The organism is Nocardia sp. SYP-A9097 (assembly GCF_009649815.1).
In the GTDB taxonomy this organism is placed as follows: Bacteria; Actinomycetota; Actinomycetes; order Mycobacteriales; family Mycobacteriaceae; genus Nocardia.
In genome coordinates, this window is record NZ_WJIC01000003.1 from 368,860 (window position 1) to 395,339 (window position 26,480).

23 protein-coding genes and 1 pseudogene are annotated in these 26,480 nt (G+C 66.8%); 12 read left to right on the forward strand and 12 right to left on the reverse strand.

All coding sequences use genetic code 11. From position 1 onward, the window contains the following. Positions 1-20: 20 nt before the first annotated feature. The 3 genes from GFY24_RS09120 to GFY24_RS09130 all read left to right on the forward strand — a co-directional run bounded on the left by GFY24_RS09120 (position 21) and on the right by GFY24_RS09130 (position 2,977). A complete protein-coding gene (locus GFY24_RS09120; protein WP_153804531.1) occupies positions 21-923 on the forward strand; it encodes a universal stress protein in 903 nt (300 codons plus the stop codon). Between the two features lie 108 nt (positions 924-1,031). Continuing rightward, positions 1,032-2,021 (forward strand): Acg family FMN-binding oxidoreductase, encoded by a 990-nt coding sequence (locus tag GFY24_RS09125; RefSeq protein ID WP_153804532.1) that lies wholly within the window; start codon positions 1,032-1,034, stop codon positions 2,019-2,021. A gap of 59 nt (positions 2,022-2,080) precedes the next feature. Next, a complete protein-coding gene (locus GFY24_RS09130) occupies positions 2,081-2,977 on the forward strand; it encodes a universal stress protein (RefSeq protein WP_153804533.1) in 897 nt (298 codons plus the stop codon). Position 2,978: 1 nt separating this feature from the next. On the opposite strand, the gene GFY24_RS09135 is transcribed toward GFY24_RS09130, so the two are convergent. Next, positions 2,979-4,691: a GAF domain-containing sensor histidine kinase gene (locus GFY24_RS09135; RefSeq protein WP_309230637.1), complete on the reverse strand. Its 1,713-nt coding sequence runs from the start codon at positions 4,689-4,691 to the stop codon at positions 2,979-2,981. A 197-nt stretch (positions 4,692-4,888) separates the two neighbouring features. On the opposite strand from GFY24_RS09135, the gene GFY24_RS09140 reads away from it, so the two are divergent. Continuing rightward, positions 4,889-5,398: a DUF2231 domain-containing protein gene (locus GFY24_RS09140; RefSeq protein WP_153804534.1), complete on the forward strand. Its 510-nt coding sequence runs from the start codon at positions 4,889-4,891 to the stop codon at positions 5,396-5,398. A gap of 20 nt (positions 5,399-5,418) precedes the next feature. On the opposite strand, the gene GFY24_RS09145 is transcribed toward GFY24_RS09140, so the two are convergent. Beyond that, positions 5,419-5,976 carry a flavodoxin domain-containing protein gene (locus GFY24_RS09145; RefSeq protein ID WP_153804535.1) on the reverse strand — a complete coding sequence of 186 codons (558 nt, stop codon included), beginning with the start codon at positions 5,974-5,976 and terminating at the stop codon, positions 5,419-5,421. 91 nt (positions 5,977-6,067) lie between these two features. Continuing rightward, positions 6,068-6,946, reverse strand: coding sequence for a DUF302 domain-containing protein (locus GFY24_RS09150; RefSeq protein ID WP_153804536.1), 879 nt, complete (start codon positions 6,944-6,946; stop codon positions 6,068-6,070). A gap of 128 nt (positions 6,947-7,074) precedes the next feature. On the opposite strand from GFY24_RS09150, the gene GFY24_RS09155 reads away from it, so the two are divergent. After that, complete coding sequence (locus GFY24_RS09155; protein WP_153804537.1) at positions 7,075-7,263, forward strand: hypothetical protein; 189 nt, start codon at positions 7,075-7,077, stop codon at positions 7,261-7,263. 152 nt (positions 7,264-7,415) lie between these two features. Here GFY24_RS09155 and GFY24_RS09160 read toward each other — a convergent pair whose 3' ends face one another. Next, positions 7,416-7,688 (reverse strand): hypothetical protein, encoded by a 273-nt coding sequence (locus GFY24_RS09160; RefSeq protein WP_153804538.1) that lies wholly within the window; start codon positions 7,686-7,688, stop codon positions 7,416-7,418. 186 nt (positions 7,689-7,874) lie between these two features. Between GFY24_RS09160 and GFY24_RS09165 the strand changes: the two genes are divergently transcribed. Continuing rightward, positions 7,875-8,066 (forward strand): DUF6011 domain-containing protein, encoded by a 192-nt coding sequence (locus GFY24_RS09165; RefSeq protein ID WP_153804539.1) that lies wholly within the window; start codon positions 7,875-7,877, stop codon positions 8,064-8,066. A 235-nt stretch (positions 8,067-8,301) separates the two neighbouring features. Continuing rightward, the gene (locus GFY24_RS09170; RefSeq protein ID WP_153804540.1) at positions 8,302-8,487 is read left to right on the forward strand and encodes a hypothetical protein; all 186 of its coding nucleotides are present in this window, start codon (positions 8,302-8,304) and stop codon (positions 8,485-8,487) included. 251 nt (positions 8,488-8,738) lie between these two features. Here GFY24_RS09170 and GFY24_RS09175 read toward each other — a convergent pair whose 3' ends face one another. Together GFY24_RS09175 and GFY24_RS09180 are read right to left on the reverse strand one after the other, a co-directional pair. Continuing rightward, the gene (locus GFY24_RS09175) at positions 8,739-8,966 is read right to left on the reverse strand and encodes a hypothetical protein (protein WP_153804541.1); all 228 of its coding nucleotides are present in this window, start codon (positions 8,964-8,966) and stop codon (positions 8,739-8,741) included. Next, positions 8,963-9,301 carry a hypothetical protein gene (locus GFY24_RS09180; RefSeq protein ID WP_153804542.1) on the reverse strand — a complete coding sequence of 113 codons (339 nt, stop codon included), beginning with the start codon at positions 9,299-9,301 and terminating at the stop codon, positions 8,963-8,965. The genes GFY24_RS09175 and GFY24_RS09180 overlap by 4 nt, the downstream gene beginning before the upstream one ends. A gap of 780 nt (positions 9,302-10,081) precedes the next feature. Between GFY24_RS09180 and GFY24_RS09185 the strand changes: the two genes are divergently transcribed. From GFY24_RS09185 to GFY24_RS41760, 3 genes and pseudogenes are all read left to right on the forward strand, one after another. Next, a complete protein-coding gene (locus GFY24_RS09185; RefSeq protein ID WP_153804543.1) occupies positions 10,082-12,073 on the forward strand; it encodes a tetratricopeptide repeat protein in 1,992 nt (663 codons plus the stop codon). Positions 12,074-12,119: 46 nt separating this feature from the next. Beyond that, a pseudogene (locus GFY24_RS41755) lies at positions 12,120-12,602 on the forward strand (recombinase family protein); the annotation flags it as partial. Between the two features lie 152 nt (positions 12,603-12,754). Next, the gene (locus tag GFY24_RS41760) at positions 12,755-13,111 is read left to right on the forward strand and encodes a hypothetical protein (RefSeq protein WP_228566175.1); all 357 of its coding nucleotides are present in this window, start codon (positions 12,755-12,757) and stop codon (positions 13,109-13,111) included. Between the two features lie 33 nt (positions 13,112-13,144). On the opposite strand, the gene GFY24_RS09195 is transcribed toward GFY24_RS41760, so the two are convergent. Then, positions 13,145-15,502 (reverse strand): heavy metal translocating P-type ATPase, encoded by a 2,358-nt coding sequence (locus tag GFY24_RS09195; protein ID WP_153804544.1) that lies wholly within the window; start codon positions 15,500-15,502, stop codon positions 13,145-13,147. Positions 15,503-15,853: 351 nt separating this feature from the next. Between GFY24_RS09195 and GFY24_RS09200 the strand changes: the two genes are divergently transcribed. Further along, the gene (locus GFY24_RS09200) at positions 15,854-16,300 is read left to right on the forward strand and encodes a pyridoxamine 5'-phosphate oxidase family protein (RefSeq protein ID WP_153804545.1); all 447 of its coding nucleotides are present in this window, start codon (positions 15,854-15,856) and stop codon (positions 16,298-16,300) included. On the opposite strand, the gene GFY24_RS43290 is transcribed toward GFY24_RS09200, so the two are convergent. The 5 genes from GFY24_RS43290 to GFY24_RS09220 form a co-directional block, all read right to left on the reverse strand. Further along, positions 16,202-16,651: a cation transporting ATPase C-terminal domain-containing protein gene (locus tag GFY24_RS43290; RefSeq protein ID WP_309230638.1), complete on the reverse strand. Its 450-nt coding sequence runs from the start codon at positions 16,649-16,651 to the stop codon at positions 16,202-16,204. The genes GFY24_RS09200 and GFY24_RS43290 overlap by 99 nt on opposite strands. Beyond that, a complete protein-coding gene (mgtA, locus tag GFY24_RS09205; protein ID WP_309230639.1) occupies positions 16,606-18,918 on the reverse strand; it encodes a magnesium-translocating P-type ATPase in 2,313 nt (770 codons plus the stop codon). The genes GFY24_RS43290 and mgtA overlap by 46 nt, the downstream gene beginning before the upstream one ends. After that, complete coding sequence (locus GFY24_RS09210; protein ID WP_153804546.1) at positions 18,911-20,359, reverse strand: AAA family ATPase; 1,449 nt, start codon at positions 20,357-20,359, stop codon at positions 18,911-18,913. The genes mgtA and GFY24_RS09210 overlap by 8 nt, the downstream gene beginning before the upstream one ends. 85 nt (positions 20,360-20,444) lie before the next feature. Continuing rightward, on the reverse strand, positions 20,445-21,086 hold the full coding sequence (locus tag GFY24_RS09215) for a response regulator transcription factor (RefSeq protein ID WP_153804547.1): 642 nt from the start codon (positions 21,084-21,086) through the stop codon (positions 20,445-20,447). A gap of 78 nt (positions 21,087-21,164) precedes the next feature. After that, entirely contained in the window at positions 21,165-22,157 is a 993-nt protein-coding gene (locus GFY24_RS09220; RefSeq protein WP_153804548.1) for an Acg family FMN-binding oxidoreductase, read from the reverse strand. A 152-nt stretch (positions 22,158-22,309) separates the two neighbouring features. On the opposite strand from GFY24_RS09220, the gene otsB reads away from it, so the two are divergent. Beyond that, the gene (gene otsB / locus GFY24_RS09225; protein ID WP_309230640.1) at positions 22,310-26,353 is read left to right on the forward strand and encodes a trehalose-phosphatase; all 4,044 of its coding nucleotides are present in this window, start codon (positions 22,310-22,312) and stop codon (positions 26,351-26,353) included. Positions 26,354-26,480 lie beyond the last annotated feature (127 nt).

Sequence of the window (26,480 nt, forward strand, 5' to 3'; positions counted from 1 at the left end):
TCACCGCGTCAGGAGGCATCATGACCGAGAACGCCGTTCCCGCAACGGATTCTGTCAATCAACCCATTGTGGCCGCAGCCGACGGCTCGGAGATCTCGTACCAGGCGGTGGCCTGGGCGGCAGTCGAGGCCGAGTTGCTGCGCTGTCCGCTGCACATCATCACCTCGTTCGGCATTGTGCACGAGCTGGAGTCGAGGTCGGCGCTGAGTGCGGCCGAGAAATCGGCCCTGCGCAGCGAGGGCGAGCGGGTGCTGGCCGAGGCGCTGGAGGTCGCCCGGCATGCCGCGCCCAGCGGAACCCTCGCTGTGACAACGGAACTCACCTTCGAGCTGATCACACCGACATTGCTGGACCGCTCGCGTCAGGCCCGCATGCTGGTCGTGGGCAACCGCGGTCGCGGCGCCATCCGCCGGGCCCTGCTCGGATCGGTGAGCACCGCGCTCTCGCGGCACGCGCACTGCCCGGTCGCCGTGGTGCACGGTGTGGCGAAGACCGGTGCGGACACCGACGGCAAGCCCATCGTGGTCGGAGTGGACGGCACCGCCAACAGCCTGCCCGCCATCGAGCTGGCATTCCAGGAGGCGTCGCGGCGCAAGGCTCCGCTGATCGCGGTCCGGGCCTGGAGCGACTCCAGCGGCTTCGACCTGCCGGTGGTCGGCTGGGACGTGATTCGCGAGACCGAGGAGGTGCTGTTGAGCAGGAGCCTCGAGAGTTTCGCCGAACGCTACCCGGATGTGCGGTTCGAACGGTACATCGCCTGCGATACCCCGGTGCGGGCGCTGCTCGAGCATGCCGAGGGCGCGCAATTGCTGGTTGTGGGCAGCCACGGCCGCAGCGGTTTCTCCGGCATGGTCATCGGTTCGGTCAGTACCGCCCTGCTGCACACCGCCTCCTGCCCGGTCCTGGTCGTACGCCAACCCTGAGCATGGCCCCACGTCCCGGCATCCGGTGACTTTCGGCCATCCTTCCCGGCCGCCGACTGCGCCATGCTGAACCCGAATGGCCACCCGAATCCTTCCGAAGGACAAACGATGTCGAGAACGCATCCCGATCCCGAAACCGTGCGGGCGGCGCTGACCCTGGCGGTGCGCGCACCGTCGGTCCACAACAGCCAGCCGTGGTCGTGGCGGGTCGGCGATTCCACCGTGCAGCTGTACGCCGATTGCGGTCGGCGGCTGCCGCACACCGATCCCGACAGCCGCGAACTCGTACTGAGTTGCGGTGCGGCACTGCATCATCTGCGCGTGGCGCTGCGGGCGTTCGGCTGGGAGACGGTCGTGCACCGATTCCCGAATCCGGCCGATCCGCGTCACCTGGCGGCAGTGGAACTGCGGCACGCGGTGCCCGACCCGGAGTCGGTGCGACTGGCGCGGGCTATCTCCACCCGGCGCAGCGACCGCCGCCGATTCACCTCCTGGGAGGTGCCCTCGGCGCAGGTCGCCAAGGTGATGGCCGCGGGCAAAGCACCGGGCGTCGCGGTGCACGAGGTCGAGGCCACCGGCGAGCGGACCCGGCTGTCCCGCATATTCGCGCAAGCCGCGGACGAACATGCCCACGATCCCGGTTACTTGGCGGAACTGAGCGAATGGAGTGGGCATCACGCCCAGTCGTATGGTGTGCCGGCCCGTAACGCGGTGGCATCGACGGATCCGAGGGTCCGGCCGTTCGGAGATCCGCGACTGCCCGAAGCGATCGTGCACGATACCGATGAAGCATCGCGAATGTTGGTGCTGGCCACCAGTTCCAACGATCTGATGGGTTGGCTGCGGGCGGGTGAGGCCGCGAGTGCGGTACTGCTGTCCGCCACCGCGTTCGGGCTGGCCACCTGCCCGCTCACCGAACCTTTGGAGCTGCCGCGATTGCGCGAGAAGATCCGCGCGGACATTCTGGGCGGCTTCGGCCATCCACAGCTGATGATCCGGATGGGCTGGGCGGTCAGCAGCGCGGCCGCGATCTCGCCGTCACCGCGACTGCCCCTGCAAGAGGTCGTGCGCCCGCTCGAATCGGCGGCCACGGCATGAACGGCGAACCCGTGCACGGCGCCGATACCCAGCGACATCTCGGATGAGGAGAGAACATCATGACCGAACACAGCGATTCGACAACGCGGCAACTCAATCCGCCGATTGTGGTCGCGGTCGACGGCTCCGCCATCTCGTATCAGGCCGCGGCCTGGGCGGCGGTGGACGCGAGCCTGCACGGTAGCCCGCTGCGGATAGTCACCTCGGTGGCGGTGCCCTCAGGATTCGGACCGGGGGCGGTACTGACGGATTCGGATCTGCAGTGGCTGTTCACCGATGGTGAGCGGGTCGTCGCCGAGGCGAGCCGGGTCGCACGCGCCGGCGGAGCGGTGGAGGGCGTGGTCATCACGACGGAAGTGACCCTGGAACCGATCGTTTCGTACCTGCTGGCGCAGTCCCGCGATGCCCGGATGATGGTGCTGGGCAGTCGCGGTCTGGGCGCGCTGCGTCAGGGACTGCTCGGTTCGGTGAGTACCGCGGTGACGCGGCACGCGCACTGCCCGGTCGCGGTGATCCAGGCGAACGCCGCCGCCGATCCGGTCTCGGTCGTCAAACCCGTGCTGGTCGGTGTGGACGGCTCGCCGAACAGCGTGCCCGCCCTCGAGCTCGCTTTCGAGGAGGCCTCGTTCCGCAAGGTCGGGTTGACCGCACTGCATGCCTGGAGCGATGTCGGCGGGATTCCACTGCCCGGCTGGGATGTGGTACGCGAGCAGGAGGACGAGGAGTTCGCGCAGCGGCTCGCGGGCTTCGGCGAGCGCTACCCGGATGTGCCGGTGCGCCGAATCCTGGTGATGGACAGGCCAGTTCGCGCACTGCTCGACGAATCGGAGAACGCGCAACTACTGGTCGTGGGTAGCCACGGTCGCGGCGGTTTCACCGGTATGCTGCTCGGCTCCACCAGCGCGGCGGTACTGCACAGCGTCGACTGCCCGACGATCGTGGTGCGCGAGGGTTGAGTCAGCTCAGCGGCACCGACCAGCGCAGCCTGGTGCCGTGATTGTCGGCATTGCGGGTGATGGCGAACTCGCCGCCGACCTCTTCGGCGCGGTGCTGAAGATTCCGCAAGCCGCTCGAGGTGATGTTGTCCGGGACGCCGCAGCCGTCATCGGAGATGACGATGGTCAGATCATCGGCCACTTCGACTGTCACGGTGAGGGTTTCGGCTCCCGAATGGCGCACCGCATTGCTCACCGCTTCTCGTACGACCGCTTCGGCGTGGTCGGCCAGTTCGGCTTCCACCACCGACAGCGGCCCGGAGATGCGCAGCGAGGTGCGCATATCGATTTGGCCGGTGTGCTGTTTGAGCACCTGTTCCAGGCGCTGGCGTAGCCGGGTGCTCTGACTGTTGCCGCCGTGTAGATCGAAAATCGAGGTGCGGATCTCCTGAACGACATCCTGGAGGTCATTGATGACATCCGAAATGCGTTGCCGCACTTCGGGAGCCCGGGTGCGAGCGGCGGTGCTCTGCAGCGTCAGCCCGGCCGCGAAGAGGCGCTGGATGACGTGGTCGTGCAGATCGCGTGCGATCCGGTCACGATCGGTGAGGACGTCAAGTTCGCGCATCCGCTGCTGCGCTTCGGCCAACTGAATGGCCAGTGCCGCCTGATCGGTGAAAGCGGCTGCCAATTCCAGGATTTCGTCGTCGAACAGTGGCGCCGAGGCCGGCCGCACCATGACCAGTACACCGAAGGTGGAGCCCTGCGCGTGCAGCGGCAGGATCAGCGCCGGCCCGGCGTCGGCGATCGGTTTGCCCAGGTCGATCTTGGTGACATTGTCGAATCGCAGCGGGATACCCCCGACGAACGCCCGCCCGATCTCGGTGTCGGTGGTGTGGGCGACCAGTGTGGTAGGGGCCTCGCCGATACCCGACCATTGCGAGACCCGGAGCTCGGGGACCTCTTCGGGCGGGCACTCCGGATCATCGCTGACCGCGAGGAAAACCTGCTCCGATTGGGTCAGTTTGCGGGCGTGTACCACCAGCCGCGCGAGCACCTCGTCTGGATCGGTTCCGGCCAGGAAGTCGGTGGCGATATCGCGGGTCGCCTCGATCCACGCCTGTCGGCTCCGGGCCGATTCATACAGCCGAGCGTTGTCGATGGCCGTTCCGGCCGCGGCGGCGAGCGCGCGCACGATGACTTCGTCGTCCTCGGTGAACAGCTGGCCACCGGATTTTTCGGTCAGATAAAGATTTCCGAAGATCTCCTCGCGAATCCGGATCGGAACGCCCAGAAAGGTTTGCATCGGTGGGTGATTGGCGGGAAAGCCCACCGAAGCCGGGTGATCGGCCAGCACCTCCAGCCGGATCGGTGTCGGGTGCTTCAAGAGCAAGCCGAGCACTCCGCGCCCCTCCGGCAGATCGCCGATGTGGGCCGCGGTGATCGCGTCGATGCCCTCGTGGATGAACTGGGTGAGCTGCTGGTCGCTGCCGCGCACGCCGAGCGCCCCGTAGCGGGCGTCGACCAGGCTGATGGCGGTGCGCACGATGGTGCGCAGCGTTTGATCGAGATCGAGCCCGGAGGTCACCGTGAGCATCGCCTCGACCAGGCCGTCCATCCGGTCGCGGGCATCGATGATCTGCTCGATCCGGTCCTTGACCTCGGAGAGTAGTTCCCGAAGCCGCAATTGCGACAAGGTATCGCGTACCGAGTAGGAGTCATCTTGAGGATCCACCGTGGTCCGCCTGTCCTCTTGTGATCATGTCGGCGCGGTTGGCCGTGCTGCAATCACAGTCTATTCGGACATCGGGAGCGCTCCCCGCCGTCACGGTGTGGGCGCGGGCCGCAGGACTCTCATCGCCGGCCCTCAGCGTCGTCACAGCAATGCTGTGAAAGCTTTGATCGTCCACTCCGTACGCGAGAGAGTTCTCCATGGCGACGTTCAATGGTCTACCGGCTCATATCCTGCTCGTTCACTTCATCGTGGTGCTGGTGCCGTTGACCGCACTACTGGCGACGCTGTGTGCGGTGTGGCCCGCGGCGCGCCGCCGCCTGGTCTGGCTCAGCCTGGTGCTGGCCGCGGGTGTCGTGGTCATGACTCCGATCACCACCGACGCCGGTGAATGGCTGGAGCAGCGGGTCGGGCGTAATCCGAACCTGCAGAACCACACTCATCTCGGCGACACCTTCATCTACTTCGCCCTCCCCTTGCTGATCGGCGCCGGGCTCGTAGCGGTGGTCCATGTCCGGGAAGGTCGCGGACGTTCGCTGTCCCGAGTGCTGGTCGGCGCGGTCGCGGTCCTGACCATCGCCGCGAGCATTGCCGCGACGGTGCAGGTGTACCGGATCGGGGAGTCCGGGTCGGGGTCGGTGTGGAACGGCGTATCGGCACGACCCGCACAGACCCACGCGGGCGGAGACGGTGGCACACAACCGAAGTGAGCCCGCTTACACGGTACTGCTCAGGGGTGGGACGGAGTGTACTTCGGCTGCGGCAGATGCAGCGTCTGTGCGATGGCCTCGGTCCAGGTGATGATCGCCTTCCAGTCACGCAGATCGCCGTAGCGGGGGCCGCCGAGCATGCGGTACATGGCGCGGGCCGGTAGCGAGACGCCGGCGCGCTCGTAATGCCCTGCGAACGCCCGGTATTCGTGCGGCGCGAGCGAATCCCGCACGGCGGCGATCTTTTTCGGGACAGCGCGGGCGACCCGCCGGCCGATCGGCCCCACCAGTGCGGGGCCGAGGCCGACGCTGAACAGCCACACATCGCGTGCGGCCAGATCGCCGTGGTGGTTGGCGATGTACTCGGGCACCGACGGCAGCAGCGACATATTGTGTACGGCGCTACCGATGACGACCGCGTCGAAACGCGATAGATCGGGCGCGTGTTCGATATCGGCGACCTCGACGGTCGCGCCGCGTCCGGCCAAGTCCGAGGCGATGAATTCGGCGATCTCGCGGGTCGATCCCTGCGCGGAGGCGTGGATGACGGCGATTCGGGGGAGGGCGTTGTTTTCCATGCGTCGAGCCTGCTCCGGACAGCCGAATTCGTTGAGAGGACTCGTGCCCGCGCCGACCGGGACCATGGTCATCGCCTCGTCGAGTCCGGGCTCAGGACGCCGCCGCGGCCGGATGCCGCAGGCTGCCCAGCGCGGAGACGAGCAGGTGATGCGTTTCGTCCGCGACGGACTCGAGTTCGCGTTGCGAGGTGGCTCGGACCATGATGCTCGGGTCGGCCGCCTCCACAACGATGCCGGTTTCGTCGGCGCGTAGCACCACATTGCACGGCAGCAGCAGTCCGGCCTGCCGATCGGCATCGAGCCCCTGCGCCGCCAGCCGGGGATGACACACGCCGAGAATCAGATACTCCTCGATGTGCTCGCCGACCTGCTCCCGCAGCACCGCTTGCATATCGGTCTCGGTGAGAACACGGAATCCGGCTCGCTGCAGTGCATTCCGGGTCAGGGCGACCGCGTCGGGCCAGTTCATCGTGAGATGGACGGCGATGGCCGGTGACGGTGCGACCGGAATCCTGATCTCGGTGATCAGCTGTCGTGGATCGCTGACTTCGTCGGGGCCGATCAAATAGGCCTCGGTCGGCGGCCCGATCGGCCGGCACGCCGCCTCGGACAACCATTCCCGCAGCGCGCGGTATGCGGCGTCGATCCCGTCGTAACCGCCACGATGACTGGTACGTGCCACCAACACCGAAGGCTGAATGACCAGTTGCGCACCGGAACTCGGCCCCAGCGCGGGAGCGGCCTCGATGGGGAGCCCGAAATCAACGGTGATCGAGTCGTCGGCGGGCAGTTCCCGATGGAACGTGATGGTCGGTGCGCCGCTGGCGGTGAGCCCGGCCTGCGCGGCCGCCTCCTCGAGTCGGCGCATGCCATTCACGATGCCCTCGGTGAGCAGATCCGGGCGGATCTCGAGCGGTACGCGCACAACAGTCTGCGGCGCCGTTTCGCATAGCGTCACCCGGTATTCCATTGGATGCCTCCTTGAATAGATTCTGTTCCCAGGGTGTCCGCTCCCGGGTTTCGCAGCCAGAGGCAAAAGTCATGCCGGCAGGGGTAGAAGCGCAGTGCTGATCGCCACTTCCGATCGCCGCATCCCGGGTGCTGGACGCGGCCGGGCTGGCGCCATGCCTGGACGTGGACCTGGCCGTCGATGTCGACGCCACGCTGGCACTGCAGCCCAGCATTCTGTACTGCTCCTGCGTCGATACCGGACTGCGAGCTCAGGTGACCGCGCTGCTCAGCGGCATCGGCTACGACGACTACCACCCCGGCTGGTCCTGGTGCTGACCGTGAACTGAGGACATCGACCGATAACACCAATAGAAGCGACAACCCCGGCGGGACGAATCCGCCGGGGTTGTCGCTTCTATTGTGCTGTCCCGGATTTCGGCCCGTGTCTCGGGCTCGTGCGTCCCTGCCCTTTGTCCCGCCGGCGGGCTCTACCTCCCGGCGATGAGCACCACGACAAAGAACAGGAACAAGGCCAGGGGCAGCAGAATAGGCAGCAGCCAGGGCAGTGCCCAGCTCCAGCCGCTGCTCGTGCCCGGTACCGGTGCCGAGATCCGCCCTTCGGCTTTGAGCTTGTGCAGATGGTCACGAGTGCGGCGCTCGGCCGAGGTGAACGGGCGATACTCCGGTACCCAGTACGGGCAGTACGGGGTCACATGCGAGGCGAACAGACACCCCGGATTCGGACACAGATATTCGATCACCGCTCGCCCCTTCCCCGCGGACTGCGTTCAGCATGACAGCAGCCTGTGACACGAGTCGGCGATTCTGTTCCGCGAAAACTACCGGGACCCCAGGACAGGTGTGAGTCGGCAGGGTCGGGGACGGATTCGTGTCGGACCCCTGTGTCACTCTCGGAAGGATTACCCGCGGCCCGAAGAAGGAACGACATGGCCGAGATCGGTGAACGTCCCGAAGTCCGACTCGTCGCGCACTGCCGGCGGTGTCACGGCTGGCTGGTGTCACCGAAATCGGTACTCGCGGGCATCGGCCCCACGTGCGCGATTCGCGAGCAGAGCGAGCTGCGGGCAGCACTGGCCGCGCAGCCGGTCGCGTTGACGTTGTTCGATATCGCGGCCTGATCCACTCCGGGCGCGGTCCCCTCGTGAATCTCCGAACATCTCGCCTGGCCTGATCGTGTCGGCCCCACGCGTCATACTGTCGCTCATGGGGTATGAAGCCGTGCGGCGTCATTCTCGCCGGGGGAAGATCGGCGGGAGTTACGTGAGCGGGTCCGTTCGTTTCCGCGACCGACGCGCGCCTCGGCGGGGGCGCTACACGTCGATGTATGTCCACAGTTACCACAGTGCCTCGCCCATGCCGATCGTGTGGGGGCTCGCGGTGCTCGTGGGTGGTGTGGCCCTGCTGCTGATCGTGCTGACTCTCACCCACATGGGTTCGGTGGAGCGCCCGGCCGACACCGCTGTGGTGCCTTCGACGATCGCGACCACGCAGCCGACTGTCCCGCCGCAGCCATGTTTCCCGTTCCAGGCGTCCTGCTGAGTACAGGTGCCACCCGACCCGGGCCGCACCCCCTACGCGGCGGGGGTGGTGTCCTGCTCTTGGGGCACGGAGCGTTTGTTGTACCAGTCCTGAGCGCCCTCATCTATTGACCGGACTATGCGCAGTTCAGGGGCGCAGTAGTCAGGCCCTCCGCCAGGGCGGGCGTCGTCGGTTCCGGACCGTCCGTACCCTGCCCATACCTGTGTACGGGCGGGCGGGGGACGGGCGGAAGCGCCTACGAGCAGCGGCTGTCAGCGAGATACTTCCTGGCGCTGACGCTGTTCACCACGTTCCACGCGCATTTGCTGTGCCACGTCGGCCGGCCCCCCCGGAGTGGGAATGCGGGCCTCGGTGAGCCACTGCGCGATCGTCTCGAAGGACTGTCCGGCCTTGTTCATCCGATCGATCAGGCCGACGAGTTCGTCGCTGGCAACGCGAGGGCGCCCGACAGGCCGACGCCCAGCGTCGTTGCCGGTCACTGGTCGCGCTCCTGCGGCTCGCCGGACCGCGCGGATCCGGGATCGCCGAGGGCCGAGCGAGGGACGTCGCTTCTAGCCGGTTCGTTGGAGTCCGCCTGCTTGAGCCGCGCAATGGTGTCGAGCACCAGGCGCAGGAGTTCGGTGAAGTGGCCGAGCAGGAGGGTGAGGATCCGCTCGCCGCGAGCACGGCGGGCGGGGGTTGTACCGCGCAGGGCTTCCCACAGGGCGAACCCGATGAACACCAGGTAGGCGGCGATCACCAGTGCGATCAGCCCCAGGACGAGGCTGATCGTGTGGTTCCAGTCGACCGCCATGGTGGAGGTGGTGCTGGGCAAGTTGTTTTCTCCCGCGAAGAGGCGGGAGCGCGCAGGGTGCGCGTTCTCCCGCAGGTGGACTGGCTAGCCAGACCGCCCCGCGGGTAGGACCACGCTCGATGTGAGGAGTAGCTGAAGCCAGTTGCCCCGGTGAGGAACCTCGTTCGTGGGAGGGAGATGTGCCAGCGGCCATGAACCGCGGGCGCCACAGAGAGAAGGCCACCCGGATGATGAAGCTGAGCAAGCACCGGCCGAAGAACCAGCCGAAAGCTATGCGGAGGTCCTTGAGTCCCGAATGGTGGTGTGCCCATCGGAGCAGGCGGCTGAAGTCCGCCAAAGAAATCTCCAGTCCATGCCGATCGGCCCCATCGGGGCTAGCGGCAACCGGCTGTATCTCCTGCATGATTCCTCTATACAGACCACTTCCGGCATGGCGGTATTTATTCGCCGTATAGCAGTAGGCCACGCTCGCGGGGGACAGGTGCGCGACTTCCTCAGGCTGTCCGAGGTACGCGCACGACTGTCTCTGAAACGATCATTTCCGAGATCCGTTGCGTGGCAGTAGACGTTGCCGAGTGGATCAGTCCCGGATCTGGGTCTCGGTATCAGCGTCTCGGAAGTATCTGGTTGTGGTAGTGGCGAATTCGGGTGTTACCGGAGGCCCGGATCTTGATGCCGGGCTGTCGGATACTTGACGGTGACCAGTGAGAATGAGGGTGTTCGCTGGACCGGTGGTGGGGGTGGCTCGTAGCCTGCCTGCAGCACTGTGTGATGTGGTGTGACTGATCGGGGGTGGGCCTGGTGGTGGGTGTGGGGTCGGTGTTCGCGGGGTACGTGATCAAAGCGCGTCTGGGTGCGGGCGGGATGGGTGTGGTCTACCTCGCGCGGCATCCGCGGCTCAAACGTGATGTGGCGTTGAAGGTTCTGCATGATCAGTGGGCCGCGGAGGCCGGGACGCGGGCGGCGTTCGATCGGGAAGCCGAACTGGCCTCGCAGCTCGATCATCCGAACATCGTGCAGGTGTACGACCGTAGCGATCCGGTGGATCCGGCGTTGTGGCTCTCGATGCGGCATATCGCCGGCGGGGACGCGACCGCGTTGCTGGCTGCCGCGCCGGGCGGGTTACCTGTCGAGGAAGTGCTCGCGTTGATCACCGACACCGCGTATGCACTCGATCACGCGCACACCCATGGTGTGCTGCATCGGGATGTGAAACCGGCGAATCTGCTGATCGAGCACGATCCCCGCCACGGGCGCAAGGCGGTGCTCACCGACTTCGGGATCGCCCGCGCGGTCGATTCGGCGACGACCGCGACCAGCATCGCGATGTCGCTTCCCTACGCTGCGCCCGAACGATTCGGCGCGGGCCCTGTCGATCACCGGGCCGATCTCTACTCCCTCGGGTGCACGATGTTCCAGCTGTTCACCGGGCAGGTCCCGTTTCCCGCGCGGGCACCGCTCGAGTTCATGACCGCTCACCTGAGCGCTCCGGTCCCGTCGGTGCGGGTGTTGCGCCCGGATCTGCCGGTGTTCTTGGACGCGGTGATCGCGACCGTGCTGGCCAAGAACCCTGCTGATCGGTATCCCTCAGGTCAGGACCTGGTGGCGGATCTGCGGCGCGCGGTCACCGCCACCACACTCGCGCCGCCGCACGCACCAGCCACACCACCAACGGTCGAGACGGATCGCAAACCCTCCGATACTCGGGGCGCCCACGTTGCGGACCCGCACAACCCTGAGGAGATGTTCCGTCTTGGATACCTCCTTCGCCAGCAGGGGAAGATCGCTGAGGCCGAAATCTGGTACCGCAAAGCCGCCGACACCGGTCACGCGTACGCGATGAACGGTCTCGGGTTCCTACTCGAGCAGCGGGGCGATCTCACCGAAGCCGAAGGCTGGTACCGCAAAGCCGCCGACACCGGCCACGCGCGCGCGATGAACAATCTCGGGTTCCTGCTCAAGAGGCGGGGTGAACTGGTCGAAGCCGAGACCTGGTACCGCAAGGGTGCCGACACCGGCAACGTGGGCGCGATGAACAATCTCGGGTTCCTGCTCAAGAGGCGGGGCGATCTCACCGAAGCCGAGACCTGGTACCGCAAGAGCGCCGACACCGGTCACGCGTACGCGATGAACGGTCTCGGGTTCCTACTCGAGCAGCGGGGCGATCTCACCGAAGCCGAAGGCTGGTACCGCAAAGCCGCCGACACCGGCCACGCGCGCGCGATGAACAATCTCGGGTTCCTGCTCAAGAGGCGGGGTGAACTGGTCGAAGCCGAGACCTGGTACCGCAAGGGTGCCGACACCGGCAACGTGGGCGCGATGAACAATCTCGGGTTCCTGCTCGAAGACCGGGGCGATCTCACCGAAGCCGAAGGCTGGTACCGCAAGAGCGCCGACACCGGCAACGCGTACGCGATGAACAATCTCGGGTTCCTACTCGAGCAGCGGGGCGATCTCACGGAAGCCGAAGGCTGGTACTGCAAAGCCGCCGACACCGGCCACGCGCGCGCGATGAACAATCTCGGGTTCCTGCTCAAGAGGCGGGGTGAGCTCGCCGACGCCGAGACCTGGTATCGCAAGAGCGCCGACACCGGCAACGCGGACGCGATGAACAACCTCGGGCTCCTGCTCAAGGAGCGGGGCGATCTCACCGAAGCCGAGACCTGGTATCGCAAAGCCGCCGACAGCGGCCACGCGGGCGCGATGAACAATCTCGGGTTCCTGCTCAAGAGGCGGGGCGAGCTCATTGAAGCCGAGAGTTGGTTTCAGCGGGCGCGCGCTGGGAACAGTTGACTTCTCGGAGGGCGGGGTCGCGGCGTCGTGTTCACAGCCTGTCGTTTTGGGGTTGCGCGTGGGCTACGTCCGCGTCAGCGCGGTGGATCAGAACACCGCCCGCCAGCTCGACGGCATCGCGGTGGACAAGACGTTCACGGACAAGATGTCCGGCAAGGACACCGACCGCGACCAGCTCACCGCGATGCTCGGGTACGTCCGCGAGGGCGACACCGTGGTGGTGCACTCCATGGACCGCCTGGCCCGCAATCTCGGCGACCTGCTCACCCTCGTGCAGGACCTCACCGACGCGCAGCTGATGCTCTCGATCATGGGCGCGGTCGCGCAGTTCGAACGCGCCATGATCGGCGAGCGCCAGCGCGAAGGCATCGCCAAGGCCAAAGCCCGCGGCGTCTACACCGGCCGCAAACCGGCCCTGTCCGATGCGCAGGCCGGCGAACTGCGTGCCCGTGCGGCGGCGGGCGAGCGCAAGACCGCCCTCGCGCAGGCCTTCGGGATCTCTCGCGACACCGTCTACACCTACCTGCAGGCCGGCGTCCCCACGCTGCCGGTCGATACGCGCCCGCTGCCCAATACCGCCGTGTACGACCAGCTGCTGACCCGGCCACGTGGCGCGCAAGCCCGGTCTCCCTCCGGATCGACGGCGAGTGGCTCACCGCTACCGGCCGAGTGGTGCCGGGCATGGCCACCCCGCTGCCCGGCCTGCGGCGCCGCTGGTCCGGCGCGGTCACACTGGGCGAATTCCTCGGCTTCGGGGCCCCGGCCTGCGCGGGCGCCTTCGTGGCACACGCGGGCGCGGTGGCGACCATTGTTCTCGTGCCGGCGGCAGGCACGGTCGAAGGCAGTGTCCTGGTCCTGTTCCAAGCGCGTGTGCTGCGAACAGGACTGTCCCGGTTGCGGATTCGCGACTGGATGGCCGCGACCGGGGCGGGCACGATCGTCGCGTGGTCGGTCGGAATGCTGCCGATGCTGCTGGGGGATCGGTTCACCGGCTGGCCGGTGTGGGTGCGGATATCCGAGACCGGCACTTCGCACTGACCCCCGGACCGCTCCACAGGTGAGCGGTCGTCGCTATGCCGTTGTCGCCCAATCCGTTTCGGTTGGAGTGTCGTCCGCGAGGGTGAAGTAGTTCTCCTCCTCCTGCAGGAAGTGCAGTCGGAGCAGGGTGTGCAGGCCGTACAGGCAGGCCAGCAGGTCGTCGATCTGATCCGGGGCGAGGTGGCCCGCCTCATGTGAGAGTTCGAGGTGGGTGCCGATTCGGGTGGTGAGGCGCTCGATCTCGGCGTGGGTGCGGCTCATGGTGGCGGTGGCCTCGGTGCTGCCGAGCGGGCGGGCCAGTGCGGGGTACAGCTGGGATTCTTCGGCCTGCTCGTGTGGGAGCAGGTCGTGGGTGAGGAATCGGTAGGCGGCGTCGATCGCGGATTGTGCTGTGGCGTCCGGGGATTCGGCGAGTCGGTCGGCGGCGGTGCGCAGCAGGGTGAGGGTGTCCCGCAGGGTGTCGTGTTCGGTCGCGAAGCGGCGCAGCAGTGATTCGGTCGTGTCCGGCAGATCGATGCGTGCGCCGGGGTCGGCGCGGAGCGCGCGTAGGGCGTTCAGTATCACCGCCACATCGATGCCTTCCTGCAGCAGTGCGCCGACGGCCGGGGGCAACCAGCCCAGCGCCGCGGCGATCATGGCCAGCAGGGACAGGGCCATACCGGTGACCGCGCTCTGCACCGCGATGCGCCGGGACCAGCGCGCGGTCTCCATGGCGTCGGCCAACCGGTCCAGTCGATCGGTGGTGAGGACGATATCGGCGGCCTCGGATGAAGCGGTGGATCCCCTTGCGCCCATGGCTACTCCGACGTTCGCCGCGGCGAGGGCGGGTGCGTCGTTGATCCCGTCGCCGACCATCAGCGTGACCGCGGTTTCACATTCCCTGCGCACCGCGGCGACCTTGTCCGAGGGACTCTGCCCGGCGTAGATCTCGTCGAGGCCGAGTATGGTGCCGACTTCGCGGGCGGGTTCGATACGGTCACCGGTCAGCATGACCAACCGGCTCAGTCCGGCCTCCCGTAGTCGTCGCATGGTGCGAGGAGCATGGCGGCGCAAGGGATCTCGTAACAACACGGCCGCGGCGAGCCGGTCGTCGACCCGCACCCAGACGATGCTGGCGGAGTCCAGCGCCGCGCGATTGACCGCGCTGCGAGCCCACGGCGGCAGTTCGCCGTCGTCGTCGAGTTTGCCCACCCGTACGACACGGCCCGCGAGGACACCGCTCGCCCCACGCCCGGCCACCTCCGAGACATCGGCCGGGACATCGAGTTTCAGGTTGCGAGCGAGCGCTTCGCTCACAATCGCTTCGGCCAGCACGTGCGCGGACAGCTGGTCCACCGACGCGGCCAATTGGAGCAGCCGGTCCAGATCATCGCCGGGGGCGGTGAGGACCTCCACGACCGCTGGACGTCCGACGGTCAGGGTTCCGGTCTTGTCCATCACCAGAGTCGTTGCGCGGCCGAGGTTTTCCAGTGCCGCGCCGCTGCGGATCACCACACCGATCCGGGAAGCGCGGGACAGACCGGAGACGATGGCGACGGGTGCGGCCAGTAGCAGCGGGCACGGGGTCGCCACCACCAGCACGGCGACCGCGCGCTCGAGCGACTGTGTGAGCCCGTAGGCGGCACCGGCGATCAGCAATGTCAATGGCAGGAACCAGGTGGCGTACCGATCGGCCAGGCGCACGGTGGGTGCGTTCTCGGCCCCGGCTTCCTGTGCGAGACGGACGATTCCGGCGTAGGTGCTGTCGGCCGCGGTGGCGGTCGCCCGAATCGCGAAGCTGTCGCCGACATTGACCACCCCGCTGCGCACCGGATCGCCGACCGCCCGCTCGACCTGCAGCGGTTCACCGGTGAGCGCCGATTCATCCAGTGCCGCAACGGTATCGAGAACACGCCCGTCGACCGGAACGATTTCTCCGGTGGCGACCACCAGCACGTCCCCGGGGACGACCTGGTGGAGCGGTACGACATCGATCCGCTCACCGATGCGCCGGCGTGCCGATCGCGGCGCACGTTCGAGGAGGCCGCGCAGGTCGCGAGTGGCGCGCCGTTCGGCGGCGGCATCGAGCGCGTGCCCGCCGGTGAGCATGACCGCGATCAACGCGCCCGCGAGGTACTCGTGGACCAGTACCGTGCCGACGAGCGCGAGTACGGCGATGAGGTCGACTCCGGTCCGTCCCCTCCGCAAGGTCGAGATCATCCACCAGCACGCGGGCAGCGCACCGATCACCGTGGCGGCGAGCCAGGACGCGTCGGCGAATCGGCCCTGCCCCAGTGCCCACGCCAGTACACCGACCGCGAGCAGGGTGACGGTCAGCCCGATGAGGGCCGTTCCACTCCACCGGTCGAGCCACGTCCGATATTGCCGCCCGGCTGAATTCGCCCCGCTCATACCGCTGCCCTTTCGTCATCGATCCGCGCTTGTGCGGGTTCGAATCCAGTCCAGCCGATCGCGGGCCGGTGACAACAGGGCCCACCAGCCCGCGAGCTGATGTCCTTCGACCCCCGCACAGCGCCGGCGATCGGTAGTAGGGCGGGTCGGTGTCCGACGGCGACGGGATCGGGACCTTGGACCCTGTCATTGTGGACTCTCCGGGTGTTGACATGGAGAAATAGGGGATCAGGTCGGGGATGGGTAGAAGGGTTGTCGGGTTATGCGTATGTCTGATCGGCGGTGTGCTCCAGTCGGCGGGTGGTTGGCCCGGCCGGCCGCCCGCACCTGGCGGCAGGCAGGGGTGCGGGCATGAATGGGATTCCTACGGACAGCTTCATTCCGCGGCGCAGTGTGCAGCTGCGGCGTGCGGAAGCCCTGCGCCTGCTGGCGAGCGTCTCGTTCGGGCGGGTCATTTTCACCAGGGATGCCCTGCCCGCCGTGCGCCCGGTGAACCATCTGGTGGACGACGGCGAGATCGTGATTGTGCGCACGCGGCTCACCTCCCGGCTGACCTCGGTGGTGCGTGCGGAGCCCGATGTGGTGGTGGCCTACGAGGCCGACGATATCGACCCGATCGCCCAGTTGGGCTGGTCGGTGGTGGTTACCGGAATCGCCCGTCCGGTAACCGATCCCGAGCTCATCGCGCGCTACGAGCGGCTACTGCGGCCCTGGGTGGATGGCGCTATGGACAGCATCGTGGCCATCGAGCCCACGCTCGTCAGTGGCATGCGGCTGGTCGAGAAGAAGTGCGGGTAGTACCGAGCCGATGCTGAATCGTGCCGCGCGCCGGTGCATTCGGTATCCGGTCCGGCGCGTGCGCTCGGTGGGGACCTGCGGTGGATTGCGGAAGAACCAGTGCTTGGCGGTTTCGGCCAACGCGAGATAGACCACGATCATCAACGCCATGGCCAGGAAGAACCCCGCGGGCAGTGGCGTGAATCCGAGGCTGCGCGCGAGCGGAGTGAACGGTATCGCCGCCGCGATCGCCACGATCGACAGTGTCGAAATGAGCAGCGCCGCACTGGGTTTGCTGCGGAAGAACGGCGTGCGGCGGGTCCGGATCACGAACAGCACCAGCGTCTGGGTGGCGAGGATTCCACGAACCATCCGGTGTGGAAAAGGGTTTCACCGGCGTGGAAGACGCGCAGCATGATGGCGAAGGTGAGGAAGTCGAACAGCGAGCTGATCGGGCCGAACACCAGCATGAACCGCTTGATCAGATGGATATCCCAGCGGGCGGGCCGGGCGAGCTGTTCGTCATCGACGGTATCGGTGGGAATTGCCAATTGGCTTGCGTCGTACAGCAGATTGTTGAGCAGGATCTGCGACGGCAGCATCGGCAGGAACGGCAGGAAGACCGACGCACCCGCCGCGCTGAACATATTGCCGAAATTGCTCGACGTGCCCATCAGCACGTATTTCATGGTGTTCGCGAAGACTCGCCGACCCTGGGTGACGCCATCGGCGAGCACCTGTAGATCCTTCTCCAGCAGTACGACATCCGCCGCGTCCTTGGCCACATCGGTCGCCGAGTCCACGGAGATGCCGACATCGGCGGCGTGCAATGCCAGCGCGTCGTTGACCCCGTCACCGAGATAGGCGACATCGACGCCGAGCGCGCGTTGCGCCCGCACGATCCTGGCCTTCTGTTCCGGATCGATCCGAGCGAATATCGTTGTCGTATGCAGCTTCTCGGTGAGCTCGGCATCGGTGAGCCGGTCCACTTCGACGCCGGTCAACGAGTCTCCGGGCGGTAATCCGAGTTGAGCGCAGACGCGGGCGGCGACCTTCGGATTGTCGCCGGTGATCACCTTCACTCGCACTCCGAGCGCGGTCAGTCGCGTAATCGCGTGGTGCGCTGTCGATTTGGGTGGATCAGCGAAGATCAGGCAGCCCTGCAGCGACAGGTCCCGCTCGTCGTCGAGAGTCACGGCGTGCTGTCCGGGCAGGTTCCGTGTCGCCACCGCGACGACCCGGTGACCGGCGGCGAACTCCGCGTCCAAGGTGTCCTGGGCGGTGGCCGGAACACCGATACAGCGGGCCAAAACTGTTTCGGGTGCGCCCTTGGTGATCAGCATCGGCTGTCCGTCGCCGGTCTGTACGAGCACCGATACCAGTCGCCGGTTGTGATCGAAGGGCAGCACGGCCAGCCGCGTATAGCGGGCGGTCCGTTCGACCGGTGCCTCCGACGCGGCCCACAGCGCGGTGTCGAGGGCATCGCCGTCGGTGAGGCCATTGCCCTGCACGGTAGCGTCGGTGCAGGTCAGCCCGAGCGTCGTGGTCTCATCGGAGGTCGCACCGGTCGGTCCGATCGCGCGCATGAACTCGATGCGCCCTTCGGTCAGCGTGCCCGTCTTATCGGTGAACAGGACTTCGATATCGCCGAGATCCTCGATGCACACCAGGCGCTTCACCAGCACCTTGTGCTGTGCCAGCGCACGTGACCCGGCCGCGAGGCTGGTGGAGACCACCGCCGGCAGCAACTGCGGTGAGATCCCGACCGCGATGGCCAGGGAGAACATCAGCGCATCGAGAATGGGCCGATGCAGTACGAGATTGACCGCGAAGATGCCGACGGTCAATACCGCCGCCACCTGGACCAGCAGCATCGAGAACCGCCGCAGCCCGACCTGGAATTCGGTTTCGGGCTGCCGTTGCCCCAAACCCAGTGCGATACGGCCGAATTCGGTGGCACCGCCGGTGGCGACCACCACGCCGGTGCCGCGCCCGGCCGCGACGACGGTCCCCATCAGGGCACAGCAGGTCAGTTCCGCGATCGGAGTTCCGGCGCTGATCGGCTCGATGGACTTCCGCACCGGAATCGCCTCGCCCGTCAATACCGACTCGTCGCACTGCAATCCGGTCACCGACAGCAGTCGCACATCCGCGGGCACCAACTCGCCGGGGCGCATTTCGACAATGTCTCCGGGCACCAACTCGACGACATCGACGGGTTCGGCCAGTCCGCCGCGTAATACCTCGACACGATGCCGGATCCGGTCGTGCAGCGCCTCGGCGGCGCGTTCGGCGCGATACTCGTTGACCACACCCAACCCGACCGATACGGCCACGATGACACCGATGACGATGGCATCGGTCCGCTCGCCGAGGAAGAACGACACCGCCGCGGTCCCGGCGAGCAGCAGCAACAGCGGAGAACGCAACTGCCGCAATATAACCGGGCCGATGGTGGCGCGATGGGATCGCACCGCATTGGCCCCGATGATCCGGAGCCGCCGCGCGCTTTCGGCACGGGGCAGTCCGGTTTCGTCGGCGGCGAGTGCACGCAGAACATCGGTGCCCGACTCGGCCGCCGACTCGGTCACAGCGATCGGTCGCACTTCGGGAGCGCGTTGCGCCATCAGCTCAGGCATGGCGGAGATCGCTTCCGGTGCTGTGCCGCCAATGCCGCAACGCGGTCTGGACCGTGTCGTCGAGGGGTGCGCCGGTGTCGACCACAGCGGCCCCGGGCCACGGATCCGCCACGGCCGCCATCGCTTTGGCGATGTCGGGGGTGGCGTCGGAGGTGGTATGCGTCCGGTGCTCCATTCGTGTGGTGGCGAGCTCGCGAGGGCAGACACAGTGCAGCTGCAGGAGATAGGCGTGGGTTCGCTTGGCGATCTCCGCGGCCCCGGCGCGGTCATCGGCATCGAGCCAACTGGCGTCGAGGATTACCGAGACGCCGCGCTCGAGTCGAATCCCGGCTTGTTCGAGGAGCTCGGCGTAGACGACCGCTCTGGCGGCCGGTTGATACGCGCCGGCGCCGTAGTCGCCACTGGTGCCGGTAATGACACCGCAAGCGCGCAATGCGGCGCGCAGGCCGTCCGTGGAGATCACCTCCGCTCCGGTGCGGTCCGCCAATTCCCTTGCGACGGTGCTTTTTCCGGTTCCGGGCAGGCCGCCGATCAGTACCATTCGCACCGCGCCTTCTTCGAGATGTCCGAGCGCCAGCTCGATATGCCGGTGCGCTCGATCAGCGGCGCCGGTATCGCCTTGGGTGGCCCGAATCCGATCGGTCTTGGCGCGCACCATCGCTCGATAGGCGAGATAGTGGTGCGATAAGGAGTCGGGCGGGGCGTCGCCCGCCGCGTCCAGGTAGGCGGTCAGCAGGGTGCGGGCCAGGTCCGGGTGGCCGAGGAATTCGATATCCATTGCGAGAAAAGCGATATCGTCCAACCCGTCGACATATCGCAGCTCGTCGTCGAAGTCGAGACAGTCCAGAATGCGGAAGCCATCGGGCAACGCGAAAATGTCCTCGGTCAGCAGATCACCGTGACCGTCCAGGATCCGGCCCGCGGCAATACGATCCGCGAACAACGCTTCCCGCCCGTCGATGAAGCGCAGGGCGAGCTCCTCGACGCGGGTGATCGGGTCGGCGTCCTGTCCCTGCGGCCGCTGCAGCAGCGCGCTCCAGCGCCGCCGCAGCGCATTCGGGGTCCCGGCCGAATCGATGGCGTCGCCGCGCTCGGCGGTGCGGTGAAAATCGGCGACAATCATTGCCAGCGTGGATAATTCGGCCGCCGTCACCGACCCTTCGGTGATCATGGTCGACAGCCGCCGCGAATCGGGCATGCGGCGCATTACCAGAATCGGTTCACCGGGCCCGCCCTCGGGGTCGGTCAGCTCGGCGACCCCGAGATACACATCGGCGGCCAGCCGCCGGTTGAGAACGAGCTCGCGCTCGAGGGCGTACTTGCGCGCCGCCCGGGTGCTGAAGTCGAGGAAGTCGGTGGCGATGGGTTTCTTCGCCTTGTACGCGCGGTCCCCGCAAAGGAAGACGACACCGGAATGGGTTTCTCGCACAGCCGAGTACATGAGTTCAGCCTCCGCCGTGCGCGATCACCGGGGTAGGGACGCTGTGCACGAAGGGTGAGGACCAAAGCCCTCACCCTTCGCCAGGCTAATGTTCTTGTCCGGTACGAAGTTTCGAGGCGTACACGGCGGCCTGGGTACGACGCTCCATACCGAGTTTGGCGAGCAGCCGGGAGACATAGTTCTTGACCGTCTTCTCCGCCAGGAACATTCGCTCGGCGATCTGCCGGTTGGTGAGACCGTCGCCGAGCAGGTCCAGCAGCTTGCGCTCCTGTTCGGTCAGCGTCGCCAGCGGACCGTCGGGGCGGGTGCTGTTGCGCAGTCGTTCCATCAGCGCGGCGGCGGCGCGGTTGTCCAGCAGGGAACGTCCGGAACCGACCTCCTTGATGGCCTTGGCCAGTTCCATGCCCTTGATGTCCTTGACCACATAGCCGCTGGCGCCGGCCAGGATGGCATCCATCATGGCCTGCTCATCGGTGAACGAGGTGAGGATCAGGCAGCGCAGATTGTCCAGACGCGAAAGCAATTCGCGGCACAGTTCGATCCCATTGCCATCGGGCAGCCGCACATCCAGGACCGCGACATCCGGCTGTAGCGCGGGAATGCGGGCGAGTGCCTGGGCGACGTCGGAAGCTTCGCCGATGACATTCAGCTCGGGATCACTTTCGAGCAGGTCGACGAGTCCGCGACGGACGATCTCGTGATCGTCCACGAGGAACACCTTGATCATGGCCAGGTCCGATCTCGAAAGGGTAGGTAAGGATGAACGTAGTCCTTCCGGTCCCCGCCGGGGATGGCCGAAAGTCCCTTATCCGGTGTGGGAGGGAATGATAGTGCTGAGGATCTGCGCGAGCGGGAGCCGGGGCGTGGGTCGCGGGGGCCGTTCGTCGGCGGGCACGGTCCCGATCCGGACCAGTACCTGCGGAGGTTCGGTGCTCCCGGTGACGGTGCGAATGACCGCCCGGCTGTGTGGCAGCTCGGTCAGATGGGTGAGCGGGCAGGTCGCGAATCCCAGGACGGTGCATTCGAGCAGGAGTGTGGAGAGTGCGACCCCGCAGCGCACCCATTCCGTGGGTGAATCACCCGTGGACAGCGCCACGACCAGCGCAGCGTCGACGGGCGTCGCGGCGCGCCGATCCGCGTCGGTGACCGTGGGAAACGTCCGGTTCACCTCGACCCTGGCCTGCTCGGCCGCGGACAGGCGCGAGGTCGGCGGAATGCCGGCACTTCCGAAGGAATGACCTGTCCACCAAAGCAATTCGGCCTGATAGTCGGCGTCGTAGCGGCGCAGGGCAGCACTGAGCCGTGAGGCGTGCGCCAATTCGGGCCGGGCCGCGTCCGGCAGCACCGTCAACACTGCGTCAGCCTCGTCGATGGCGATGCGCAACACTATTTCCAGATCCTGCCGGTTCGCCGGCGGCCCGAACGGCAGCCGATCGGTGCGGCGACGCTCGATGGCGGCGGCGCGCTCGCGATCGGCGTCGGTGACGATGCGGGCCTCGGCGAAGGTGACGGTCGCGAGGTGCTCATGCCGGGTCGGATTCGGGAAGTAGGCCACCCGGGTATGCCAGCCGAACGATGACAGCGCCGCGCGCAGATGCCCCAGCGCGGCACCACAACTGATGAGCATCTGGCGGCCCGACTCATCGGTGGACGGCAACATGCGACCGCGCACGGAGTACAGCCGCAATGCCGTGCCGTCGAAGACCCACTGCCACGGCTGACTGTTGTGCAGCGACGGCGCACGCCCGGAGAGTCGGACGGCTCGTTCGATGATTTCACCGGAGGGTACAGGACTCATACGTTCACGCTATGCACCGCGCGGTCCGGGCACAGGAGCCCTTGGTCCTCAGTTCACCGGCGCTGTACTCCGTCTCGACGGGCATCGGAACCCGCCTGCCGCAGGGACCTGTGACCCTAGGACGCGGCGCGCGGGCCGCGCACGCTGAAGGCGTGGACGAATCCAGAACCGATGCGGCGCTGATCGACTCGCGCCGTCATGACGCGGTGATCTTCGATATGGACGGTGTGGTCACCGACAGCGCTTCGGTGCACGCGGCGGCCTGGCAGGAGATGTTCGACGAATTCTTGGCGGCCCGTCCAGCCCATCCCGGCGAGGACCACACGCCATTCACCGGCGAGGACTACCTGCGCTGGGTCGACGGCGAACCCAGATATCGCGGTGTCACGGATTTCCTTGCCGCGCGGGGCATTTCGCTCCCTTCGGGAGATAGCTCGGATACCGAGGACGCGGGCACGGTGTGCGCCTTGGGAAATCGCAAGGATCGCTTGTTCCTGGAACGCCTTGCGCGCCAGGGCGTACCGGCGTTCGAGTCCACCGTCGCGCTGATTCGGCGCCTGCAAGCGGCGGGAGTCGGTGTCGCGGTGTTCTCGGCCAGCCGCAATTGCGCCGAGGTGCTGCGTGCCGCCGGAATCGGAGATCTGTTCGCGGTACGCGTGGACGGGCTCGTCGCCGAGGAGTTGGGGCTTGCCGGTAAACCCGATCCGGCGATGCTGGTGGAGGCGGCCCGGCGGCTCGGCGCGCATCCGGAACGCACGGTGGTCGTCGAAGACGCGGAATCCGGTGTCGCGGCCGGTCGGTCGGGTGGTTTCGGCCTGGTCATCGGTGTGAACCGGGCCGATCACGTGGATCGGCTCTATGCGCGCGGCGCGGATGTGGTCGTCGACGATCTCGCACAGGTCCGGTTGCACAGCGGATTTCGCCGGATGTCGGAGATCCCGGACGCACTGGCCTCGTGGTCGCGAGTGCGCGACCTGCTGGACACCGGAAAGTCCGCCGTCCTGATGGATTTCGACGGCACCCTCTCCGATATCGTCCCGGATCCCGCCGCTGCCACCCTCGTGCCGGGGTCCGCCGAGGTGCTGGGCCGATTGGCCGAGATCTGTCCCGTGGCCATTGTCAGCGGTCGTGACCTCGCGGATCTGCGGGCCAGGGTGGATGTGGCGGGCATCTGGTACGCGGGCTGTCACGGCTTCGAATTGCAGGCCCCGGACGGCACCACCCATCTGCACGAGGCCGCGCCCGGAGCCGAGCGGGCGCTCGCGGACGCGGCCGGCGAACTCCGCGAGCGGTTGGCCGATATCGACGGAGTCCGCCTGGAGCACAAGCGATTTGCCGTGGCGGTGCATTACCGGCAGGTGGACTCGACCCGGATCGGCGCGGTGATCGCGGCGGTCCACGAACTCGCGCGCCGGTCCGGGCTGCGGGTGAGCGGCGGCCGCAAGGTCGTCGAACTGCGCCCGGATGTGGACTGGGACAAGGGAACCGCGCTGCGCTGGATTCTGGACCGGCTGGCCGTCCCGGCCGTACCCATCTATCTCGGCGACGACCTCACCGACGAAGACGGTTTCGACGCCATCGAATCCGATGGGCTCGCGATCGTGGTTCGGCACGGTGAGGACGGCGACCGCCGCACGGCCGCCCGCTTCTCGGTGTCCGGACCGGCCGCCGTGCGTGACTTCCTGAACGAGCTCACCGACCTCACCCGTCAGGAATCCGAATCCGATTACGCGGCTTCGGATTCCTGGGTGCTGGCCTTCGACAATTACGACCCCGGCGGGGAGCGGCTGCGCGAGGCGCTGTTCTCCATGGGAAACGGATACCTCGGCACCCGCGGCTCGGCACCGGAATGCGTAGCGGGGGAGCGGCACTATCCGGGCACCTATGCGGCAGGGGTGTACAACCGGGTCTTCGACGAGATCGCCGGTCACACCATCGACAATGAGAGCCTGGTCAACCTGCCCAACTGGCTGCCGGTGACCTTCCGCGTCGGCGATGGTCCATGGTTCGACCTCGATGCCGTCGAATTGCTTTCGTACCGGCAGGAATTCGATCTGCGCCGGGCCGTGCTCACCCGTGAACTCCGCTACCGGGATACGGCGGGCCGAATCACCGGTGTGCGCCAGCGCCGCTTCGCCGCCATGCATGTACCGCACCTGTGCGCACTCGAGACCGCGGTGACCGCCGAAAATTGGTCCGGCACAGTGGTATTCCGGTCAGCCATCGACAGTGAGATCGAAAACACGCTGGTGCGACGGTATTCGACGCTCTCGGGTAAGCATCTGGAGCAGGCGAGCATGTACGAGCTCTCGCCGGAATCGGTGCTGTCGGTGGTGCATACGAATGGTTCGTCGATACCGATCGCCGTCGCCGCCCGGGCCACTCTGCATCGCGACGGTGTGAAGCTCTGTCCGGCAACCGAACTCGTCCTGGCGGGCGGTGTGATTGGACATGACCACACCGTCGAGGTCGATACCGGAGGCACGGTCGTGCTGGAGAAGATCGCGGCCATCGCGACCGGACACGATCACGGCGTCTCCGCGCCCGATGACGCCGCACAACGCCGGCTCGGCACCGCGGGCGATTTCGCCGCTCTGCTCGCCGGGCACACCGCGGCATGGGAGCACCTCTGGGACCGGCTGCGCATCGATCTGGACGGCGGCGGCCGCATACAGCAGGTGGTGCGGCTGCATCTGCTGCATCTGGTGCAAACCCTCTCCCCGCACACCGCCGACCTGGATGTGGGTGTTCCCGCGCGCGGCCTCGCCGGTGAGGCGTATCGCGGGCACATCTTCTGGGATGAACTCTTCGTGTTCCCGCTGCTGAATCCGCGCTTCCCGAGCGTCGCGCGGGCGCTGCTGCACTACCGCTACCGCCGGCTTCCCGAGGCCCGCCGGGCCGCGGTCGCCGCGGGGTTGGCAGGGGCCATGTTCCCGTGGCAGTCCAGCGGCGACGGCCGGGAGGAAAGTCAGCGTCTGCACCTGAATCCGCTGTCGGGACACTGGAATCCGGATCCGAGCGCGCGTGCGCATCACATCGGCAGTGCGGTCGCCTACAACACCTGGCAGTACTACCAGACCACCGGCGATATCGAATTCCTCACCGACTACGGCGCGGAAATGCTCGTCGAAATCGCCCGCTTCTGGGCGAGCAGCGCCGAATACGATCCGGGCCGCGATCGCTACCATCTGCGCGGGGTGATCGGCCCCGACGAATTCCACACCGGCTCCGCGGCCGCACCGCGATCGGGCATCGACGACAACGCCTACACCAATGTGATGGCGGTATGGACGATCAGCCGCGCGGTCGAGACGCTGGAGTTACTGGCCCCGCGCGCACGCGCCGAACTGCTGGAATCGCTGGGTGTTTCGCCGGGGGAGCGGGCACGCTGGGAGCATGTCGCCCGCCGCATGTTCGTGCCCTTCCACGACGGGGTGATCAGCCAGTTCGACGGCTATGACCAACTGGCGGAACTGGATTGGGACGGCTACCACCAGCACTACGGCGACATTCAGCGGCTGGACCGCATCCTCGAGGCCGAAGGTGACGACGTCAACCGGTATCGCGCCGCCAAACAGGCCGATGTGCTCATGCTGTTCTATCTGCTGTCCGCCGACGAATTACGTACTGTGCTGGCACAACTCGGCTACGAACTCCCCGGCGAGGCGATTCCGCGCACCATCGACTATTACCTGGCGCGTACCTCGCACGGATCGACGCTGAGTGCCGTGGTGCATGCCTGGGTATTGGCGCGAGCGCACCGGGCGCAGGCGATGGACTTCTTCCATCGAGTGCTGGATTCCGATGTCGCCGACATCCAGGGCGGGACCACCGAAGAGGGAATTCATCTGGGCGCCATGGCCGGCAGCGTGGATCTGGTCCAGCGCTGCTTCACCGGACTCGAAATCCGGGACGATCGGCTGATATTCAATCCGTGCTGGCCGGAAGCCATGGCGGCGTTGAGCTTTCCGATGTGCTATCGCGGGCACCGGCTCAGCGTCCGGATCGACGCCACCACCCTGGAGGTGAGCGCGGATCCCGGCCTGGCATATCCGATCAGCATTCAGTGCGCGGGCCGTACCGAATCACTCTCGGCCGGGCACGCGGTACGTATCGCGCTCGAACCGCAGGATCTGCCCGGCGCTCACGAGCCAGTGACCGACGCCCCAGCGCACCAGCCCGACCGCCACTGCTAGATATTCCACGAACGCCAGATACACCAGAACCGATCCGTACATGTCCGCCCAGAAGGACAGGTGTGCCATCGCCGCCGGCACCGCGATCACCATCGCGGTGCCGATCACGGTGGCGAACACGGCGATC